An 18,716-nucleotide genomic window follows, 5' to 3' on the forward strand; every position below is an offset into this window, starting at 1 on the left:
CGACGACGCCCGCCCCGGGGGCCGGGGCGGGCGTCGTGCGGGCGCGGACGGCGAGGCCCGGGCCCGGTCAGGTCGCGGACTGCGGCGACGGCGGGGTCACCGGGCTGGCCGGCGTGCTCGCCGTCTGCGCGGTGCCCGCGGTGTCGGCCGTCGGGGCGGTGTTCGCCGTCTGGCTCGTCACGGCGGAGGCCGCCGTCGTGGGCGACGCGGACGTGTTCGCGGAGCCCGCGGTGACCGTCGTGATCGACGTCCCGTTCTGGACGTCCGTCGGGCTCGGGGTGGCCGACGCGGTCGCCGCAGCCGTCGCGGCGCCAGACGTCGTCACCTCGACCGACGGGGAGACGACCGCCTCGTCGGGGGCGTCGAGCGCGCCCTGGGCGGCGGCCATCGTGGCCCCGAGACCGACCGCGCCGAGCGCCCCGGTGACGATCCATGCGCTGCGTGCCTTCATGGTGCTTCTCCTTCGTCCGATGGTGCGCACGACCCCTCGGCCGTGCAGGTCTCGAGCCTCCCGCTCACGCGTGAGACTCCGAGGAGGTCGTCATGAGAGTGCTCTCAGGAACCGGCAGCAGCCCGTCGGCGACCGCGAGCCAGGCCTCCGCGAGCTCGCGCGAGCCCGCGCCCGGCACGAGCGACAGCACGACGCCCGCGGCCCGGGCGCGCAGCCCCACCGGGTCGACGGCGGTCCCGAACACCGCGAGGCACCGCTCGACGAGCCCGCCCACGCCCCCGTACACGGTCGGCGCGAGCGCGGGCAGGACGGCGAGGTGCCCGACGAGGCACGCGAGGTCGTCCACGCGGTGGCCCGGCCCGAGCGTGTCCACGTCGAGCAGCGCGGCCACGCGCGGCCGGGCCGTCGCCCCCGGGACGTCGACGGCGTCCGGGCCCGCGGCGAGCAGGACGTTCGCCTCGTAGAAGTCGCCGTGCGTCGCCACGACGGGGCCGGGGTCGCGCGTCGCGACCGCGTCCCCGACGGCGCGCGCCACGTGCCGCACCCGCTCGGCGTCGAGACCGTGGACCGCGAGCGCCGACGTCGCGTAGTGCTCCACGCGCTCCGCCCACGCGGGCCGACGGCGCAGCGTCGTCGCGCGCTCCGGCAGCGCGTCGAGCGCACGGAGCAGCTCGTGCGGGTCGATCGCCTCAGGCTGCGCTTCCGGTCCCGACGCCGCGAGGTGCTGCGCGAGCGACGGGCCGCGCGCCTCCTCGAGGACCACGAGGCCGTCGTCGTCCCGGGCGAGGCACCGCGGGGCGCGCACGGCCCCGTCCTGGAGGAGGTCGTGGCGGCGCGCGAGCGCGCGCGCCCGGCCGGGCCGGACGACCTTGACGTAGAGCGTGCGGGAGGGCGTCCGGGCGCGGAGCACCGCGCGCCGCAGCGGTCGGTAGGCGACCATCGTCACCGACTCGACGGCCTCGCCCGGGGCGAGCACGCCCGCGTCGTCCAGGCGGCGCGTGAGCCCGGACGCGTCGCACGCCGCGGCGAGCGCGGGCAGCGCCGGGTCGGCCGGGTGCCGCCACACGTGCACGACGCGCGGCCCGTCCTCCAGGCGCGCGACGCCCGGCCCGACGGCGTCCGGCGGCAGGGGTGCCGTCGTGGCGAGCAGGTACGCGGTCGCGTCGACGGTCGCGACCGCCCCGCCGGGCCGCGCCGGGAGCGTGCGGCGCGCGACGACGTCGTACCCGACGGTGACCTCCGCGCCGGGGCGCGCGTGCACCTGGTGCACGCGCCACGTGCCGAGCGCAACGCCGTCGGCCCCGAGCGCCGCGTCGAGGAGGCCGCCCGCGTCGGGACCGGTGAGCAGGTCGAGCCAGGCGCGCTGGTCGGGGACGGCGGGGGCGATCGTCATGCGCCCAGGGCACCGTGCGCGCGTGGAACGGAGGTGAGAGCCCGATGAGAGTCCTCTCATCGAGTCCGCCCGCGGCGCCCGGCGGCCCTTGACCCGCGCGCGGGTCCGTGGGAATGTATCGCTGTGTTGATACAAAGCGTCTCCGAGGAGCCGGGCGGGGTCAACATGTTCCTCCCCGCCGCGTACGACCTGCTGTGGAGCGTCGTCGCCCTCGCCGTACTCGCGGGCGTCGGCGCCCTCGTGGTGCTCATCGTGCGCGCGCTGACGCGCGAGCCGGCGCCCGCCCTGCACGGGCTCGCGGACGGGGACCCGGTGCGCCGCGCCGCCCGACGGCACGCGACGACCGTCAGCGTCGCCGCGGCGACCGCCGCCGCGCTCGTGGGCGCCGTCCTCGTGCAGGCCGTGACGACCGCCGTCGGCGGCCTCGCGGAGGGCGTGCTCGTGGGGCTCTCCCCCGCGCTCGTCGGCCTGGCGTTCCTCGGGGCGCACGCCGTCGGCGAGCGCACCTGGCCGCGCCAGCGCACGGCGGTCCGGGCGGCCACGCTGCGCCCGCGCACGGTGTCCGACGTCGCGCCGCGCGGCCTGCGCCGCCTCACCTGGGCCCTCGGTGCCCTCGTGCTCGTGCTCACCGCGGTCGGCGGCCTCACCGCCGGGGCGGACGGGCGGTCCGTGACGCGCGTGCTGGGCGACGTCACGTCGACGACCAGCCCCTACCCCGGGTGGTTCTACGGCGCCTGGCTCGCGGCCGGCGCCGTGCTGCTCGTGGCCGGCGCGGAGGGCTTGCTCCGGCTGGTCGCGCGCCGCCCCGCCGTCCCGCGCGTCGAGCCCGGGTGGGACCTCGCGCTGCGTCGCGCGTCCGCGCACCGGGTCCTGCGCGGCACCCAGCTCGCGCTCGGACTCACCGCGGCCGGCACGCTCGCCTACGGCGCGAACGCCGCCGCCCGGGCGGGCTACCCCGGAGCGGTCGTGCTCGTGGTCGTCGCCGTCGTGATCGCCCTCGTGGCGGTCGCCGTCGGCGTGCGTCCTGCCCCCGACCCCGACGCGGAGGTCGCCGCCCCGGCGTCCGCGGGGCACGGGCGTCGCGATGGGTGAGCTGCGCGTCGAGATCGACCTGCGCACCGGCCTCGCCCCGTACGAGCAGATCCGGAGCCAGGTCGTCGCGCACGTCGCGGCCGGGCGGCTGCGCGTCGGGGACCGCCTCCCCACGATCCGCGCGCTCGCGACGGACCTCGGTCTCGCCCCCGGGACGGTGGCCCGCGCGTACCGGGAGCTCGAGGCGGCCGGGGTCGTCACGACGCGTCGCCGGGCCGGGACGGTCGTCGCCGACGGCGTCTCCCCCACGGACGTGGCCGCGCGCCACGCCGCGCACGAGCTCGTGCACGCCGGCCGCGAGGCCGGGCTGTCGGACGACGCGATCGTCGACGTCCTGCGCGGCGCGCTGCTCGGCGCGCACCGCCCGGAGCGGGGCGCGCCGCACTGACCACCGACACCGACCGGGCACCGACGGCGCCACAGACCGTGCGTCACGACCGGGTCACGATCCGCCGAGAACCGGTGCCGTCGTCCGGCCGGGCGCGGCGGACGGCGCATGATGGACCATCGCGGCGACGCCGCGGCAGACGAAGGGGGACCAGGTGGAGCAGGGAACCGTCCGCTCGCCCGCGACGGCGAGCGCGCCCGCGACCGGCGCGCGACCGATGGCGGCACCGCGCCGTCGCGGGCCCGTCCGGCGGGTGGTCGCCCGCGCCGTCGTGCCCGCGCTCGCCGCCGCGCTGGCGCTCGCGGGCTGCCAGGCGGGCCTGCCGGACATGGAGCCCGGGCGAACGCCGTCGGCCTCCGAGAGCCCGGCCTCGCCGGAGCCGACGAGCCCGAGCCCGTCCGCGCCCACCACGACCCCGGAGCCCACGCCCACCGAGACGCCCGAGCCCGAGCCGACGCCCACCGAGACGCCTGAGCCCAGCACGCCGCCGCCCGCCGCCGAGCCCACGCCGGAGCCGACGCCCGAGGCCCCGCCGGAGCCGGTCGAGCTCGCGCGCGGGGCGACCGGCGAGCGGGTGGTCGCCCTCCAGCAGCGCCTCGCCGACCTCGGCTACTTCATCGGCGCGCCCGACGGCGACTTCGGCGGCGGCACCCAGCAGGCCGTGTGGGCCCTGCAGAAGGCGGCGGGCCTCTCGCGCGACGGCGTCGTCGGGCCCGCGACCCAGGCCGCGCTCGACGAGGGCGTCACGCCGCAGCCGCGCAGCGGGTCGGGCAAGGTCGTCGAGATCGACCTCGACCGCCAGCTCCTGCTCGCCGTCGAGGACGGTCGCGTCGTCACGGTGGTCAACGCGTCGTCCGGGAACGGCGAGTCGTACGAGGCGAAGGGGCGCACCTACCGCGCGAGCACGCCGCGCGGCACGTTCCAGGTAGGCCGGCAGGTCGACGGGAACCACTCGTCCAGCCTCGAGCTCGGCGACATGTGGCGCCCCAAGTTCTTCACCGGCGGGATCGCGGTGCACGGCTCGGGGTCGATCCCGCCGTGGCCCGCGTCGCACGGGTGCGTCCGCGTCGCGAACTCGGCCATGAACTGGCTCTGGGACACCTGGCGCGCCGACCCCGGCACCACCGTCCTCGTCTACTGAGCCGAGCCCCCGGTGCGGTGAGTGCATGACTTCGTCGCGGCGGCGGGGTCCGAACGCGACGAGATCATGCACTCAGCGACGGGCGGGTCAGAGCGCGACGCCGACGAGCACCGGCTCCGGCACGAGCTCGACGCCGAACGCCTCGACGACGCCGTCGCGCACCGCGCGCGCGAGCTCGACGACGTCCTCCGCGCTCGCCCCGCCGCGGTTCGTCAGCGCGAGCGTGTGCTTCGTCGACAGCCGCGCGAGACTCGACGGGCCGTGCACGCCGAACCCCTTGGTGAAGCCCGCGTGCTCGATGAGCCACGCGGCCGACGTCTTCACGAGCGTCGGGTCGATCTCGCCGAGGCTCGGGCCGGTGGTCCGGGTCGGGGTCGCCGTGCGGACCGGGTACCGCGGGGCCTCGGCCGGGAGCAGGTCCGCCTGCTCGGCAGGGACGACGGGGTTCGTGAAGAACGACCCGGCGCTCCAGCGGTCGTGGTCGGGCCCCGCCGCGGGGTCGACGTCGGGGCCGGCGCCGTCGAGCAGCATGCCCTTGCGCGCGCGCAGGGCGAGCACCGCGGCGCGGACGTCCGCGCTCGGCGCGCGGTCCCCGACCTGGACCCCGAGCGTGCGTGCCAGCTCGGGGTACGCGACCGGCGCCGACAACGACCCGAGCCGCGCCTGGAAGCCCACGTCGAGCACGACGTAGCGGGGCGACGGGTACCAGGGACCGTCGTCGTCGGACCCGGCGCCGGCGTCCACGTGCATGCTGCGCTTGAGCAGCGACGTCCGGTAGCCGAACGCGAGCTCGCCCAGGGCGAGCGTGCGCACGCGCGATCGTGCGCGGTCCCAGACCCGCACGGTCGAGACCACGCCCGCGACGTCCTGCCCGTACGCGCCGATGTTCTGGACCGGCGCCGCGCCGACGGTGCCGGGGATGCCCGACAGCGCCTCGACCCCGACCCACTCCTCCGCGACCGCGCGCGCCACGAGCTCGTCCCAGTCCTGGCCCGCCGGGGCGTGGAAGCTCGCGCCCCCGCACGAGTCCTCCGCGTCGACGGTGATGCCGCGCCGCAGGTCGCGCACGACGACGCCGCCGAAGCCCTCGTCGCCGACGAGCAGGTTGGAGCCTCCGCCGACCACGAGGAGCGGCTCCCCCGCCTCGTCGGCGGCCCGGACGATCTCCAGCAGCTCGGCCTCGCTGTGCGCCTCGACGTACCGGTCCGCCGGCCCGCCCACGCGCAGCGTCGTCAGCTCGGCGAGCGACGGCGTCCCGACGGCCTCGGGACGCAGCCCCGGGGCGGTCCCGACGATCTCGGGCAGGTCACGGTCGACGGGGGCGGCAGGTTCGCAGGTCACCCGTCCAGCGTAGTTCGGGTTCCCCGTCAGTCGGCGCGCCCCGCGCGGTCCGCGCCCTGGGCGGCCTGCTGGCCCGCGGCACCGGCGGCCGTGGGGAGCGGACGCGTCGCGCCGACGACCAGCAGGCCGACGACGACGGGCACGGCGATCACGAGGAGCGCCCCGCGGTAGCCGACGTGCTCGGCGAGGAACCCGATGAGCGGCGGCCCCATGAAGAACGCGGAGTACCCGATCGTCGCGACGACGCTCACGCGCACGGCGGCGCGCGCGGGGTCGTCGGACGCGGCGCTCATCCCCACGGGGAACCCGAGCGCGGCACCCATGCCCCACGCGACGACGCCGACGAGCGCGACCCAGAGGTTCGGGGACAGCGTGAACACGAGCAGACCGAGCAGCGCGAGCGCGGCGCCCAGGCGCAGGACGGCGACGCGGCCGTAGCGGTCGAGCAGGCCCGTCCCGAGCAGGCGCATCCCGGTCATGGCGGTGAGGAACACGGCGAGCCCGACGGCGCCCATCGCGTCGGACGTGCCGAACCCGTCGACGACGGCGAGGCTCACCCAGTCGTTCGCGGCGCCCTCGGTGAGCGCGGCCGCGAGCACGACGAGCCCGATGAGGAGGGTGCGCGGCTCGGTCCACGCGCTGAGGGCCCCGCGCTCGTCCTTGCTCGTGCCGTGCGACGCCCCGCTCCCGGCTGCGGCGGCGGGGTCGGCACCGGCGGCGTCCTCGACGGCGTCGGCGACCGCGTGCTCCACCTTGCCCGCGGGGAGGAAGAACCGCACGCACCACAGGACGCCGACGAGGCTCAGCACGACGGCGGCCGTGAGGTGCACCTGGACGGGCACGTGCAGCGCGGCCATGAGCGCGCCGACGCCGGCGCCGGCCATGGTGCCGAACGAGAACCCGGCGTGGAAGCGCGGCATGATCGCCTTGCCGAGCCGCTGCTCGACGGCGGCGCCCTCGAGGTTCATCGCGGCGTCCCACACGCCGGTGCCGATCCCGGCGAGGAACAGCCCGACGCGCACGACGACGTCCTCCCCCGTCGCGACGCCCGTGACCGCGGTGACGAGCCCGACGACGTTGGTCACGGCGAAGACCGTCACGGCCTTCGAGGCGCCGAGCCGCTGGACGACCATCCCGGACAGCGGCAGCGCGAGCAGCGACCCCACCGCCATGAAGAGCAGCAGGAGGCCCATCTGCGCCTCGGTGAAGCCGAGCGAGTCCCGCACCGCGGGCAGGCGGGAGGCCCACGTCGCGAAGTTGAACCCGTTGAGGAAGAAGACCGCGAAGACGGACCAGGTGGCGAGGGCGACGACGCGGCGGTCGGGTCGGGCGGTGGTCATGCGGAGGTCTCCTCGCGGCGGTGCGACGGGCGGGTGCGGGGGCGGCGGGACGCGGCCCGGTGGGCGGTGGCGGAGGCGCCCGCGCGGACGCTGCGCCACGGGCGGCGGCGACGGGCGCCGTCGGCCGGGGCGGGGGCGCCCACGGCGTCCGGGGCGCCGTGCGCGCCGGGGGTCGGGACGTCCACCGGACCATCCTGCACCGCGACGGGTGCGGCGTCGTCGGTGCCGCGCTCCGGGCGCGCCGCGCGGGCAGCGGCGGTGCCCAGGGGCGCCACCTGGCGCGCGAGGAGGACGCTGAGAACCATCGCGGCGACGATGAGGACGAGCGCGTGGCGCGCGCCCATCGCCTCGGCGGCGAGGCCGAGGAGCGGCGGCGCGGCGAGCGACGCCATCGAGGAGAACGCCGACACGACCGAGACGCGGCTCGCGGCCCGCAGGGGCTCGTCGGACGCCGCGGCGATCCCGACGGGCACCGCGAGCGCGGCGCCGAAGCCCCACAGGACGACCCCGACGGCCGCGAGCGGGAGCGTCGGTGCGAACCCGAACAGCACGAGACCGGCGATCGACGCGACGCCCGACGCGCGGAGCACGGTGACGCGGCCGAACCGGTCGATGAGGCGCGTGCCCGCGAGGCGCATGACGGTCATGGCGGCGACGAACGTACCGAAGACGACCGCGCCGACGGCCTCGGTCTGGGCGAACCCGTCCACGACGGCGAGGGACAGCCAGTCGTTGGCGGAGCCCTCGGAGAGCGCGGCCGAGAGGATGACGAGCCCGATGAGCAGCGTGCGGGGCTCGCGCCATGCCGACAGCGCGGCGCCGAGCCGGGCACCGCGACGGGCGAGGCGCGCGCGCAGGCCCGCCGTCTCGACGTCGACGACGGCGTCGCCGAGCGCGTCGACCGGGGCCGGCGCCGCGGTGCCGCGGGCGGGGGTCCGCGTCGGGAGGGTGTCGTGGACCGTGGCGGGGATCGCGGCGAGCCGCCACACCGTGGCGACGACCCCGGTCGCGACGAACTGCACGACGACGGGCACCTCGGCGTGCGCGCACGCCGCGCCGACCAGCGAGCCCACGACGGCGCCGACGGAGAACGCGGCGTGGAACTGGGGCAGGATCGTGCGCCCGACGCGCCGCTCGATGCCCGCGCTCTCCACGTTCATCGGCACGTTGCCGAGCGAGAACGCCATGCCGTTGACGAAGATGCCCACGGCGAGGAGCGCGACCGACCCGGTGGCGGGGCCGAGCCCGAGCAGGAGGAACGCGACGCCGAACAGGCCCGCCGAGACGGCGAACGCGACCCGGCCGCCGAACCGCGTGACGAAGGGCCCGGCCGCGGTGACCGTGAGGAGCGCGCCGACGGCGCCCGCGAGGAGCACGACGCCCAGGTCTGCGGGGCCGAGGCCGAGCGCGTCGCGCACGGAGGGGAGGCGCGCGAGCCAGCTCGACATCATGACGCCGTTGAGCGCGAACACCCCGAGGAGCACCCAGCGGGCCCTGGCCAGGGCGCGGGCGTCGGACTCGGGGCCGGACGAGAACTGCGCAGCACCTCCTCGAATCGATTCGATCCGACGGACGAGAGTGCGCTTCGAATCGATTCGAGGCATGGTCACCAGTGTGCGGGTACGCTGGCCGCGCGTCAATCGAGAATCCCGCGCCCGCGGGAGGCAGGGAGCGTGATGAGCGACACCCCCGGGAACCGGGAGCCCGCGGCGCCCGCCGCGCCGGCTCACCGGCCCACGCTCGCCAAGGTCGCCGAGCTCGCGGGGGTCTCCGTCTCGACGGCCTCCCTCGCGTTCTCCGGCGCCGGGCCGATCACCCCGGAGACCCGCGCGCGCGTGCTCGACGCCGCGAAGGAGCTCGGGTACACCGGACCGAACCCGCTGGGCCGCCAGCTCCGCTCGGGCCGGTCGGGCGTCGTCGGGGTCGTCGTCGGCGACCAGCTGCGCCGCGCGTTCCGCGACCCCGTCGCCGTCCAGGTGCTCGACGGCCTCGTCTCGACCCTGGGCGAGAACGGCCTCGGCGTGCTGCTCATCCCCGGTATCCCGTCCGACGACCCCGCACGCGCCGTCGACCCGCTCGTCGAGAGCGCGGCCATGGACGTCGCGGTGCTCGTGTGGGGCGTCGGCACGGACGACGCGACGCTCGCCGCGCTCCAGCGGCGCGGCGTGCCCGTCGTCGTCGGCGAGGGCCGCCCCGTCGAGGGCGCCCCGCTCGTCCTCATCCACGACCGCGTCGGCACCGCGGACGCCGTGCGGCACCTGGTCGAGCTCGGGCACACGCGCATCGCCGAGGTCTCGCTCCCCCTCGACACGTCCGACCGCAGCGGACCGCTCGACGCCGCGCGGCTCGCGCAGGTGGACCGGACCCCGACGGCCAACCGCCTCGCGGGCGTGCGCGACGTCGTCGAGCCGGTCGCGAGCTGGGAGACCGAGGCCTCGCTCGTCGAGCACGGCCGCTCCGCCACGCTCGCCCTGCTCGGCCGCCCCGCGGCCGACGGGACGACCGAGCCGGCCGACCCCGCGACCCGGCCGACCGCCGTCATCGCCCACTCCGACCTCCTCGCCGCGGGCGCGCTGCTCGCCGCGCGCGAGCTCGGGCTGCGCGTGCCCGACGACGTCTCGGTCGCGGGCTTCGACGGGCTCGACCTCCCGTGGCTGGCCCCCGACGTGCTGACGAGCGTGCACCAGCCGCTCGCGCGCAAGGGCGCCGAGCTCGGGCTGGCCGTCATCCGCCAGCTCGCGGGCGAGGCGCCCACCACGGTCGAGCTCGACGTCGAGCTCGTGGTGGGGACGACGACGGGCCCCGCCCCCACCACCTGAGCCCTCGCGTCAGCCCAGCCGGCCCGGCTGGAGCGGGTTCGCGCGCGCCGCGGCGAGCAGGTACCACGACGTCGCGCCGACGTGCTGGACCTGGAAGTACCCGAACCCGAACCCCGAGTCGAGCAGGCTCGACGCCGCGACGACGCCCGCGCGCTCGGGCAGCGGCGCGCCCCCGATCGTCTGACCGGCGCCGACGCCCTCCTGCACGCCCTGGACCTCCCGCAGCAGGCCCTCGGCGCGGACCCGGTCGTCGTCCCGCTCGCAGCCCCGGCGTCCCCGCCGCCGGTCGTCGCGACTCCCCCGCCCGCGCGCCCCGCGGTCCGCGAGGGCCGACGCGAGCTGCGCCGTCCCCTCCAGCCACACGCCCTGCGGGTGCACCGGCAGGTCGTTGTACGAGGCCGTCGACGTGAGGCTCGCGCTCGAGAACGTCACGCCCTCGACGACCGTGCCCGCGGGGAGCTGCGACACCCCCTCGCCCGCGACGTCGCGCGCGGCCAGCGCGTCGTCCGCCCAGTCCAGGGCACGGGCGTAGCGCCGCTCGCGCAGCGCGAGCCACCCCCACGTCTGCGGGTCGAGCGGGAGCGGGTCCCGGTTGATCTCGGTGCCGTCGTTCGTGCCGGTGTAGAGGTAGCCGCCCTCGGGCTCCCACATGCGGTCGACGAACGCGCGCGCGTGCTCGGCGGCACGGCTCCAGCGCCGGTCGCGCGTCACGTACCCGAGCTGGCGGAAGAACGCGACGCAGTCGACGTTGTGCTCGGTCGAGCCGTTGGGGATCGGGACGTTCGCGCCGTCCACGCCGAACGAGAACCCGCCGAGGGGCGCCTGCGACCACGTGTTCGCGACGATCCACTCGCCGATCCGCCGGGCGGCGTCGAGGTAGCGTCGCTCGCGCGTCACGGCGTGCAGGTGCAGCAGGGCGATGCCCGGCCAGGCCATGTCCCCGACCGCCGTCCCGAGGAAGCCGAACTGCCACCCGACGTTCGCCGTCCCGTCGGGGAGCACGAGCCCGTGCTCCTGCGGCGTGCCGTCGTAGAACGTGTAGGGACCGACGTTGTACGCCTGCCGGAGCCGGCCGTCGTCGTGGTCGGGGTCGTGCTCGAGCGCGAAGACGAGCCCGTCGCCGAGCGCCCGCGCGCGGTCGAGGTGGCGTCGCCCCGCGGTGAGCGTCGCGAGGATCGCGAGGGCGTTGTCGTAGACGAACGCGGTGGAGAACAGCCCGAGCTGGTCGGCGTAGGACTGCGCGAGCCGCGGGCCGGGGTTCACCTCCGGGTAGGCGTCGGTCGCCGCGGCGAGGAAGCCGTGGGCGCGCTGGACCGACGCCGCGCGGCCCCGCGCCGGGACGCCGGCAGCCTGCCCGACGGCGCCCGTCGCCGCAGGCAGGGTCGCACCCGAGCGGGCCGCCGCCGGGGTCGCGGTCAGCCCCGCGAGCGCGAGCGCGCCGCCGAGGGCGAGGACGGTGCGTCGGTCGACGCCGCGAGCGGGACCGGGGTCGTGCGCGGTGAGGTCGGGCCGTCCAGAGCGGCCGTCGAGCTGGGTCATGAGCGTCTCCTTCGACGTCGTGAGTGGCGCGACCCACCATAGTGGGAGCGCTCTCACGGCGAAAGGGGTGTGCCGAGGCGAGACGTATCGAACCCGGTGCGCCGCATCGCACGCCGGAGACTCAACCTTCGGGAGCCCTCGCGCGTGTGACAGTCATGACCGTGAACGCGATCGCCCTCTCGGCCGACGACCAGCCCGACGAGAGCCCACCACCCGACGCCCTGCTCCCCGTCGTCCGGGTGGTCACGTCGCACGAGCAGGAGTTCAGCGACTTCATGGCGAGCGCCGCTCCCCGGCTCGCGCGCACCGCGTGGCTGCTGTGCGGCGACGCGCACCTGGCCGACGAGCTCGTCCAGCAGGCCCTGACCCGCACGTACCTGCACTGGCGCACGGCCCGTGAGCGCGATCCCTACGCGTACGCCCGCCGCACCCTCGCCAATCTGCGGGTCGACACGTGGCGCCGCCGACGACGGGAGGTGCTCGTCGCTCCGCCCGACCTACCCGAGACGGCGAGCGACGCCCGGGCCGACCAGCACGCCGAGCGGGACGCCCTCGTCCGCGCGCTCGCGACGCTCACGGCCCGCCAGCGCCGGGTCGTCGTGCTGCGCCACCTCGTCGGGCTGAGCGAGAGGGAGGTCGCCGACGACCTCGGTGTCTCCGTCGGCACCGTGAAGTCCACGGCGTCCCGCGGGCTCGGACAGCTCCGCTCCGTCCTCGGCACCGCCGGCGCGCCGCACCACCGCCCCACCGACCGGACCGACAGGAGGCAGCCATGACCGGCACCCTTCCGACCGACGACGAGACGTTCGTGCGCGCGCTGCGCGCACGGGTCGACACGCTCGCCCCCCGCATCGACGTCGACACCGACCGCGTGCTCCCGACGGCCCGCCGCAGCCGACGACGGCGCCGCACCGTGGTCTCGGGCCTGTGCGCGCTCGCGGTCGTCGCCGGCGGGGTGGGTGCGGCGTCCTACTGGTCGGAGCCCAGTCCCACGCACCCGTCGCAGATCGCTCCGGCGAGCGGCGGCGACGCCGCGGCGCCGGTCCCCGACGGGAGGCCGCAGGGCAACGGCCCGGCCGACGGGCCGTACTGGCGCGTCCGCACCCTGACGACCAGCACGGAGACGACCAGCGACGGACGGACCGAGGAGCGCTCGCAGGGCATCACGTACTGGACCGCGCGTGATCCGGAGGGCGACTCGTACCGAGCCTTCGAGGGGGACGACGCCATGGAACCCTCGCCCGGCTCGACGTTCGGGTCGCTCGTCATCGACGGGGAGCACGTCCGGCTCGGCTGGGACGAGCTCGCCACGCTCCCGACGGACCCGGCGGAGCTCGACGCGCTCCTGCGCGACAGCGTCCGGGCGGAGGTCGGGACCGTGAACGAGGACGCGCTCGCCCAGAAGACGTGGAACCTGTTGCACAGCGGCCCCACCTCGCCCGCCGTGCGCGACGGGCTCTGGGCGACGCTCACCGGGCTGGCGGCCAGCACCCCGCTCGGCGCCGTCCAGGACACGCAGGGGCGTACCGGGGAGGGCCTCGAATGGGTCGGCCAGGACCAGAGCAACCGGATCGTGAGGCTCGTCTACGACACGGCGGAGCACCGGCTCCTCGAGCTCACCTTCGACGTCGATCTCGGCACGTCCGGCTCCGAGCCCACCGCCGACGCCCCGACCGCGGGGTCGGACGGCGACGGCGCCGCCGCACTGCAGCACGTCGTGCTGCACACCACGTATCTCGACGAGGGAGAGGTCGCCGGGCCGCCCCCGGCGAGCGGCGGCCCCGACTGCTGGAAGACCTGCTGAGTCCTCGAGACGACGAGGGCGCCGCACCCGGCCGGGTGCGGCGCCCTCGTGGCGTCAGGAGCGCGTGGTCGCCCCGGGCGACCGCGGGTCAGAGGCGGACGACGGCCTGCGTCTTGCCGAGCACGCGCGCGCCCTCGAACGTGACCGTGAGGTCGACGCGGACGGTGCCCGCCTCGCCGTCGATCGCGCCGACGGTGCCCGTCACCTCGAGCGTCGCGACGCCTGGGTTGGGCACGGGCACGGGACGCGTGAACCGGGTCTGGTAGTCGACGACCGCGCCCGGGTCACCGGCCCAGTCCTCCACCAGCGCGACGGCGGCCCCCATGGTGAACATGCCGTGCGCGATGACGCCCGGCAGGCCGACCTCGGCCGCGAACGCGTCGTTCCAGTGGATGGGGTTGAAGTCGCCGCTCGCACCGGCGTACCGCACGAGGCGGGCGCGGTCGACCTCGACCGTGCGCGTGCCGATCACGTCGCCGACGGAGAGGTCGGCGAGGACGGGACGGGTGACGTCGGTGCTCATGCGCCCTCCCCGCGGACGGCGAGGGTCGAGGTGACGGTCGCGACCGGCTCGGCGCCGGCGTCGGACAGGGCCGCGATCTCGCAGCGCGTGGTGACCATCGCGAGGCCGGCTCGCTCGACGATCGAGTCCACGTGCAGCACGGTCACGAGCTCGTCGCCCGCGACGATCGGCCGGTGGTGCGTGAAGCGCTCGTCCGCGTGGACGACGCGCGAGAAGTCGATGCCCGCCTCCGGGTCCTCGATGAGCTGCCCCTCCGCCCGCTGGGCGACGACGACCGCGAAGGTCGGAGGTGCGACGAGGTCCGGATAGCCAGCACCCCGCGCCGCCACGAGGTCGTGGTGCACGGGGTGGGTGGCGCCGACGGCGCCCGCGAACTCGCGCAGCTTCTCGCGCCCCACCGAGTACGGCGCGTTGGCGGGGTACTCGCGGCCGACATAGGCCAGGTTGACGCTCACTGCGGGTCGCGGGCGCGGAGCCGGAGGCTCAGCGGGTCTCGCGGTGCGCGGTGTGCTTGCCGCAGCGCGGGCAGAACTTCGCGAGCTCCAGGCGGTCCGGGTCGTTGCGACGGTTCTTCTTCGTGATGTAGTTGCGCTCCTTGCAGTCCACGCAGGCCAGCGTGATCTTGGGGCGAACGTCAGCGCTCTTGCTTGCCACGGTAGTGAGCCACCTCTCGCGCCTCCGGAGGGCGCATGTGCTGTGCAGGTCGCACGACGCCGGCCGCCGTACGAGGTTGTCGAAAGTGGTAGCGGAGGCGGGGATCGAACCCGCGACCTCACGATTATGAGTCGTGCGCTCTAACCATCTGAGCTACCCCGCCGCGTGACTGAACGCGAGGTCGCCTTGCAGTATTCCAGCAAGACGACCCCGCGTCACCACAGAGCCCCGAAAGGGAATCGAACCCTTGACCTTCTCCTTACCATGGAGACGCTCTGCCGACTGAGCTATCGGGGCAGCGCGGAAAACTCTACACGGAACATGGCGCCGAGAGAAATCGGCGTCGTTCCGCCGTTTCCGGGCCGTCGGACCGTGCCGGCGACGCGCTCGCGGGGCACGCCCCACGCACCGGACCGGCACGACGACGGGGCGCCACCCGTGGGTGACGCCCCGTCGCTCCGGTGGCAGGTGAGGGATTCGAACCCCCGAAGGCTGAGCCGTCTGATTTACAGTCAGATCCCTTTGGCCGCTCGGGCAACCTGCCGTGTGGAGTTGTCGCTCGCCGGTGGACGCTGCACCAGGTGCAGCCCCTGCCGTGCGGGCGAGCCAACGATACAGCCCGAGCGGACCAGGTGCGAAATCCGCGTGTGGGCGCCCCTCCGTACAGTGGTGCGGTGACCCACCCCTCCCCCGCGCCGGACCACCTCCCCGGCACCGGGACGCCCGCGCCCCCCGACGCCCCGTCCGTCCCCGCCGCACCGTCCGACGCCGCGGCACCCGCGCCGTCGGGCACGGACCGCGGCGCACCCGCCCCGACGGACCGCTGGGGCCTGCTGCTCGGTGCCGGCGCGTTCTTCCTCTGGGGCGCGATGCCCCTGTACTTCCCGCTCCTGGAGCCGGCCGCACCGCTCGAGATCATCGCCCACCGCGTCGTGTGGAGCCTGCTCTTCTGTCTCGTGCTGCTCGCCGCGACACGCCAGCTCGGGGGCTTCGTCGCCGCCCTCCGGTCGCCCCGGACGCTCGGGACGCTCGCCGTCGCCGCCGTCCTCATCGTGACGAACTGGACGGTCTACGTGTACGGCGTCCTCTCCGGCCACGTGCTGGACGCCGCGCTCGGGTACTTCATCAACCCGCTCGTCACCGTGCTCCTCGCCGTGGCGGTCCTGCGCGAGCGGCTGCGGCCCGCGCAGTGGGTCGCGGTCGGCGTCGGCGCGGCCGCCGTCGTCGTCATCAGCACCGGTGCCGGCGGCCTGCCGTGGATCGCGCTCGTCCTCGCCGGCTCGTTCGGCCTCTACGGCCTGGTGAAGAACCGCGTGGGCCGCACTGTCGAGGCGCTCCCGGGGCTCGCCGTCGAGACGGCGGTGCTCACGCCCGTCGCGCTCGTCTACCTCGGGTGGCTGGGCGCCACGGGAGCCGGCACGTTCGGCACCGAGGACGTCGGGCACGCGCTGCTGCTCGCCTCCGCCGGGATCGTCACGGCCCTGCCGCTGCTGCTGTTCAGCGCGGCCGCCCGGCGGCTGCCGCTGAGCGTCGTCGGCCTCCTGCAGTACCTGGGCCCCGCGCTGCAGTTCCTGTTCGGCCTGCTCGTGTTCCACGAGCCCATGTCGCCGACGCGGTGGGCGGGCTTCGGGCTCGTCTGGCTCGCGCTCGTCGTGCTGTCGGTCGACGGCCTGCGCACCGCCCGGGCGACGCGCCTCGCGGCCCGTCGCTGAGCACGCTCGACTACGGTGGGACCCAGCACCGTTCCCGGCCCGAGAGAGGACCACCCATGGCCGACTCGTCGTTCGACATCGTCAGCAAGGTCGACCGCCAGGAGGTCGACAACGCGCTGAACCAGGCCGCCAAGGAGGTCTCGCAGCGCTACGACTTCCGCAACGTCGGCGCGTCGATCGCCTGGAGCGGCGAGACGATCGTCATGGTCGCCAACTCGGCCGAGCGCGTGCTCGCGATCCTCGACGTGTTCGAGACCAAGCTCATCAAGCGCGGCATCTCGCTCAAGTCCCTCGACACGGGCGACAAGGAGCCCAAGGCGTCGGGCAAGGAGTACCGCCTCGTCGCGACCCTCAAGGAGGGCCTGTCGAGCGAGAACGCGAAGAAGATCACCAAGATCATCCGCGACGAGGGCCCCAAGGCCGTGAAGACCCAGATCACGGGCGACGAGGTGCGCGTGACGAGCAAGTCGCGCGACGACCTCCAGACCGTCATCGCGCTGCTCAAGGGCGCCGACCTCGACGTCGCGCTGCAGTTCACGAACTACCGGTAGCCACCGTGACCGTGCCCGACGGCGGCCCGCGCCCGGTCGCGCCGGGCCGTCCCGCCGCGTCGCCGAGCGGGCTCCCGCGCGTCGTCGCGACGGACCTCGACGGCACGCTCCTGCGCTCCGACGGCACCGTCTCGGAGCGCACCCGCTCCGCCCTGCGCGCGGCCGAGCACGCGGGCGTCGAGGTGGTGTTCGTCACCGCCCGGCCGCCGCGCTGGCTCGGCGCGCTGGCCGACGTCGTGGGCGGGCACGGGCACGTCATCTGCCTCGGTGGGGCCGCCGTCTGGGACCTCGCGACCGCGAGCCCGCTCGACGTGTGCGGCTTCACGGACAGCGAGGCCTCGACGCTCGTCGAAGACCTGCGGGCCGCCGTCCCGGGCGTCGCGCTCGCGTTCGAGCGCGTCGACGGCCCGACGTTCGACCCGGGCTTCCGCTCCACGCCGGACGACGACGCCGACGTCGTCGCCGTGGTCGAGACGACGCTCGGCCACGACGACGCGCCGGGCGACGCGGGACGGCAGCCCGTCGGCAAGATCCTCGCGCGCGACCCCGCCGTGCCCGTCGAGGACGCCCCCGCGACGCAGCCGGTCGTCGTCGCGGACGTGCAGACGACGGCGCAGGAGACGTTCTTCGCGCGCGTGCGCGACGCCGTCGGGGACCGCGCCCACCTCGCCTACTCCGGCGCGGCAGGGCTCGCCGAGCTGCTCGCCCCCACGGTCACCAAGGACGCCGCGCTCGCGCGCTGGTGCGCGCGTCTCGGCGTCGAGCCGCGCGACGTCTGGGCGTTCGGCGACATGCCCAACGACCTGCCCATGCTGCGCTGGGCGGGGCGCTCGTTCGCCGTCGCGAACGCGCACCCCGACGTGCTCGCGACGGCGACCGACCGCACGGTCTCGAACGACGACGACGGCGTCGCGCGCGTCCTGCTCGACGCCGTCGAGGCCCTGCTCCACGCACCCGGGAGGACGTCGACGGCCCGCTGAGCGCGGCCACCGGGCTCCAGGCCCCGCACTCCGGTGCGCACCGGTCAGTGGTACGTGATGCCGCCGTAGCCCGGGCCGTGGCCGGCCATCGCCTCGAGGCGCTTGATGCGCTCCGCCATCGGCGGGTGGGTCGCGAACATCTTGCCGACGCCCGCACCGCGGAACGGGTTGGCGATCATGAGGTGCGAGACGTCGACGAGGTCGCGGTTCTGGGGCAGCGGGGCGCGCTGCGTCCCGGCGTCGAGCTTGCGCAGCGCGGACGCGAGCGCGAGGGGGTCCCCGGTGAGCTTCGCGCCGTCCTCGTCCGCGTCGTACTCGCGCGTGCGCGAGATCGCGAGCTGCACGAGCATCGCCGCGATCGGCGCGAGGACCACCATGGCGATCGCCGCGAGCGGGTTGCCGCCGCGGTCGCGGTCGCCGCCGAAGATCAGCAGGAACTGCGCGAGCGACGTGATGACCCCGGCGAGCGCGCCCGCGACCGACGACGTGAGGATGTCGCGGTTGTACACGTGCATGAGCTCGTGCCCGAGGACGCCGCGCAGCTCGCGCTCGTCGAGCAGGCGCAGGATGCCCTCGGTGCAGCACACGGCGGCGTTCTTCGGGTTGCGACCCGTCGCGAACGCGTTGGGCGCCTGGGTGGGCGAGACGTACAGGCGCGGCATCGGCTGGCGCGCCTCGGTCGAGAGCTCGCGCACGATCCGGTACATGGCGGGCTGCTCGAGCTCGCTCACCGGGCGCGCGTGCATCGCGCGGATCGCGATCTTGTCGGAGTTCCAGTAGCCGTAGAACGTCGTGACGAGGCCGATGCCGACGAACACCCACAGCAGGTTCGCGCGCGCGCCGAACAGGGCCCACAGGCCCAGGACGATGGCCCACATGACGCCGAACAGGCCCGCCGTCTTGAGACCGTTGAAGTGCTGACGCCCCACGCTGTGCTCCCTTCCGCGCCCCGGGCCCGCCCGCGCGGTGTGCCGGGCGCCCGACGGGC

The 18,716-nt window shown here is 75.8% G+C and carries 19 protein-coding genes and 3 tRNA genes; 9 read left to right on the plus strand and 13 right to left on the minus strand.

Going from position 1 to position 18,716, the window contains the following annotated elements; all coding sequences use genetic code 11:
• Nucleotides 1-67: 67 nt before the first annotated feature.
• Together RDI86_RS13015 and RDI86_RS13020 are read right to left on the minus strand one after the other, a co-directional pair.
• Entirely contained in the window at nucleotides 68-451 is a 384-nt protein-coding gene (locus tag RDI86_RS13015) for a hypothetical protein (RefSeq protein WP_308821543.1), read from the minus strand.
• Nucleotides 452-515: 64 nt separating this feature from the next.
• Complete coding sequence (locus tag RDI86_RS13020) at nucleotides 516-1,844, minus strand: aminoglycoside phosphotransferase family protein (protein WP_308821544.1); 1,329 nt, start codon at nucleotides 1,842-1,844, stop codon at nucleotides 516-518.
• Nucleotides 1,845-1,967: 123 nt separating this feature from the next.
• Here RDI86_RS13020 and RDI86_RS13025 point away from each other — a divergent pair, with 123 nt between their 5' ends.
• The 3 genes from RDI86_RS13025 to RDI86_RS13035 all read left to right on the plus strand — a co-directional run bounded on the left by RDI86_RS13025 (nucleotide 1,968) and on the right by RDI86_RS13035 (nucleotide 4,465).
• Nucleotides 1,968-2,936, plus strand: a complete 969-nt coding sequence (locus RDI86_RS13025; protein WP_308821545.1) for a hypothetical protein — start codon at nucleotides 1,968-1,970, stop codon at nucleotides 2,934-2,936.
• Nucleotides 2,929-3,324 (plus strand): GntR family transcriptional regulator, encoded by a 396-nt coding sequence (locus RDI86_RS13030; RefSeq protein ID WP_308821546.1) that lies wholly within the window; start codon nucleotides 2,929-2,931, stop codon nucleotides 3,322-3,324. Before RDI86_RS13025 ends, RDI86_RS13030 begins: the two co-directional genes overlap by 8 nt.
• Before the next feature lie 154 nt (nucleotides 3,325-3,478).
• A complete protein-coding gene (locus tag RDI86_RS13035; protein WP_308821547.1) occupies nucleotides 3,479-4,465 on the plus strand; it encodes a L,D-transpeptidase family protein in 987 nt (328 codons plus the stop codon).
• An 87-nt stretch (nucleotides 4,466-4,552) separates the two neighbouring features.
• Here RDI86_RS13035 and RDI86_RS13040 read toward each other — a convergent pair whose 3' ends face one another.
• The 3 genes from RDI86_RS13040 to RDI86_RS13050 form a co-directional block, all read right to left on the minus strand.
• On the minus strand, nucleotides 4,553-5,770 hold the full coding sequence (locus tag RDI86_RS13040) for a UDP-N-acetylmuramate dehydrogenase (RefSeq protein ID WP_374990535.1): 1,218 nt from the start codon (nucleotides 5,768-5,770) through the stop codon (nucleotides 4,553-4,555).
• 62 nt (nucleotides 5,771-5,832) lie between these two features.
• The gene (locus RDI86_RS13045; protein ID WP_308821548.1) at nucleotides 5,833-7,146 is read right to left on the minus strand and encodes an MFS transporter; all 1,314 of its coding nucleotides are present in this window, start codon (nucleotides 7,144-7,146) and stop codon (nucleotides 5,833-5,835) included.
• Nucleotides 7,143-8,750: an MFS transporter gene (locus tag RDI86_RS13050; RefSeq protein WP_308821549.1), complete on the minus strand. Its 1,608-nt coding sequence runs from the start codon at nucleotides 8,748-8,750 to the stop codon at nucleotides 7,143-7,145. The genes RDI86_RS13045 and RDI86_RS13050 overlap by 4 nt, the downstream gene beginning before the upstream one ends.
• Before the next feature lie 72 nt (nucleotides 8,751-8,822).
• Between RDI86_RS13050 and RDI86_RS13055 the strand changes: the two genes are divergently transcribed.
• Nucleotides 8,823-9,965 (plus strand): LacI family DNA-binding transcriptional regulator, encoded by a 1,143-nt coding sequence (locus tag RDI86_RS13055; protein ID WP_168944725.1) that lies wholly within the window; start codon nucleotides 8,823-8,825, stop codon nucleotides 9,963-9,965.
• Between the two features lie 9 nt (nucleotides 9,966-9,974).
• Here the strand turns inward: RDI86_RS13055 and RDI86_RS13060 are convergent, their stop codons facing one another.
• Nucleotides 9,975-11,504: a Tat pathway signal sequence domain protein gene (locus tag RDI86_RS13060; RefSeq protein ID WP_308821551.1), complete on the minus strand. Its 1,530-nt coding sequence runs from the start codon at nucleotides 11,502-11,504 to the stop codon at nucleotides 9,975-9,977.
• A 161-nt stretch (nucleotides 11,505-11,665) separates the two neighbouring features.
• Here RDI86_RS13060 and RDI86_RS13065 point away from each other — a divergent pair, with 161 nt between their 5' ends.
• Nucleotides 11,666-12,280: a SigE family RNA polymerase sigma factor gene (locus RDI86_RS13065; RefSeq protein WP_370670917.1), complete on the plus strand. Its 615-nt coding sequence runs from the start codon at nucleotides 11,666-11,668 to the stop codon at nucleotides 12,278-12,280.
• Nucleotides 12,277-13,308 (plus strand): hypothetical protein, encoded by a 1,032-nt coding sequence (locus tag RDI86_RS13070; RefSeq protein WP_061268513.1) that lies wholly within the window; start codon nucleotides 12,277-12,279, stop codon nucleotides 13,306-13,308. Before RDI86_RS13065 ends, RDI86_RS13070 begins: the two co-directional genes overlap by 4 nt.
• A gap of 88 nt (nucleotides 13,309-13,396) precedes the next feature.
• On the opposite strand, the gene RDI86_RS13075 is transcribed toward RDI86_RS13070, so the two are convergent.
• The 6 genes from RDI86_RS13075 to RDI86_RS13100 form a co-directional block, all read right to left on the minus strand.
• On the minus strand, nucleotides 13,397-13,831 hold the full coding sequence (locus tag RDI86_RS13075; protein WP_021482901.1) for a MaoC family dehydratase: 435 nt from the start codon (nucleotides 13,829-13,831) through the stop codon (nucleotides 13,397-13,399).
• Entirely contained in the window at nucleotides 13,828-14,286 is a 459-nt protein-coding gene (locus RDI86_RS13080; protein WP_076405063.1) for a MaoC family dehydratase N-terminal domain-containing protein, read from the minus strand. The genes RDI86_RS13075 and RDI86_RS13080 overlap by 4 nt, the downstream gene beginning before the upstream one ends.
• A 28-nt stretch (nucleotides 14,287-14,314) precedes the next feature.
• Nucleotides 14,315-14,485 (minus strand): 50S ribosomal protein L33, encoded by a 171-nt coding sequence (gene rpmG / locus RDI86_RS13085; RefSeq protein WP_021482899.1) that lies wholly within the window; start codon nucleotides 14,483-14,485, stop codon nucleotides 14,315-14,317.
• 86 nt (nucleotides 14,486-14,571) lie between these two features.
• Nucleotides 14,572-14,648, minus strand: a tRNA-Met gene (locus RDI86_RS13090).
• Nucleotides 14,649-14,709: 61 nt separating this feature from the next.
• A tRNA-Thr gene (locus tag RDI86_RS13095) sits at nucleotides 14,710-14,782 on the minus strand.
• A gap of 165 nt (nucleotides 14,783-14,947) precedes the next feature.
• Nucleotides 14,948-15,029, minus strand: a tRNA-Tyr gene (locus RDI86_RS13100).
• A 130-nt stretch (nucleotides 15,030-15,159) separates the two neighbouring features.
• Here RDI86_RS13100 and rarD point away from each other — a divergent pair.
• The 3 genes from rarD to RDI86_RS13115 are packed head-to-tail and all read left to right on the plus strand — an operon-like array spanning nucleotide 15,160 to nucleotide 17,728.
• Nucleotides 15,160-16,197 (plus strand): EamA family transporter RarD, encoded by a 1,038-nt coding sequence (gene rarD, locus RDI86_RS13105; protein ID WP_308821552.1) that lies wholly within the window; start codon nucleotides 15,160-15,162, stop codon nucleotides 16,195-16,197.
• Between the two features lie 56 nt (nucleotides 16,198-16,253).
• On the plus strand, nucleotides 16,254-16,748 hold the full coding sequence (locus RDI86_RS13110) for a YajQ family cyclic di-GMP-binding protein (RefSeq protein ID WP_043654125.1): 495 nt from the start codon (nucleotides 16,254-16,256) through the stop codon (nucleotides 16,746-16,748).
• A 5-nt stretch (nucleotides 16,749-16,753) separates the two neighbouring features.
• Nucleotides 16,754-17,728 (plus strand): HAD family hydrolase, encoded by a 975-nt coding sequence (locus tag RDI86_RS13115; protein ID WP_308821553.1) that lies wholly within the window; start codon nucleotides 16,754-16,756, stop codon nucleotides 17,726-17,728.
• 44 nt (nucleotides 17,729-17,772) lie between these two features.
• Here the strand turns inward: RDI86_RS13115 and htpX are convergent, their stop codons facing one another.
• Nucleotides 17,773-18,657 carry a zinc metalloprotease HtpX gene (gene htpX / locus RDI86_RS13120; protein WP_021483666.1) on the minus strand — a complete coding sequence of 295 codons (885 nt, stop codon included), beginning with the start codon at nucleotides 18,655-18,657 and terminating at the stop codon, nucleotides 17,773-17,775.
• Nucleotides 18,658-18,716 lie beyond the last annotated feature (59 nt).

It is taken from the genome of Cellulosimicrobium sp. XJ-DQ-B-000, from assembly GCF_031119065.1.
GTDB lineage: Bacteria > Actinomycetota > Actinomycetes > Actinomycetales > Cellulomonadaceae > Cellulosimicrobium > Cellulosimicrobium funkei.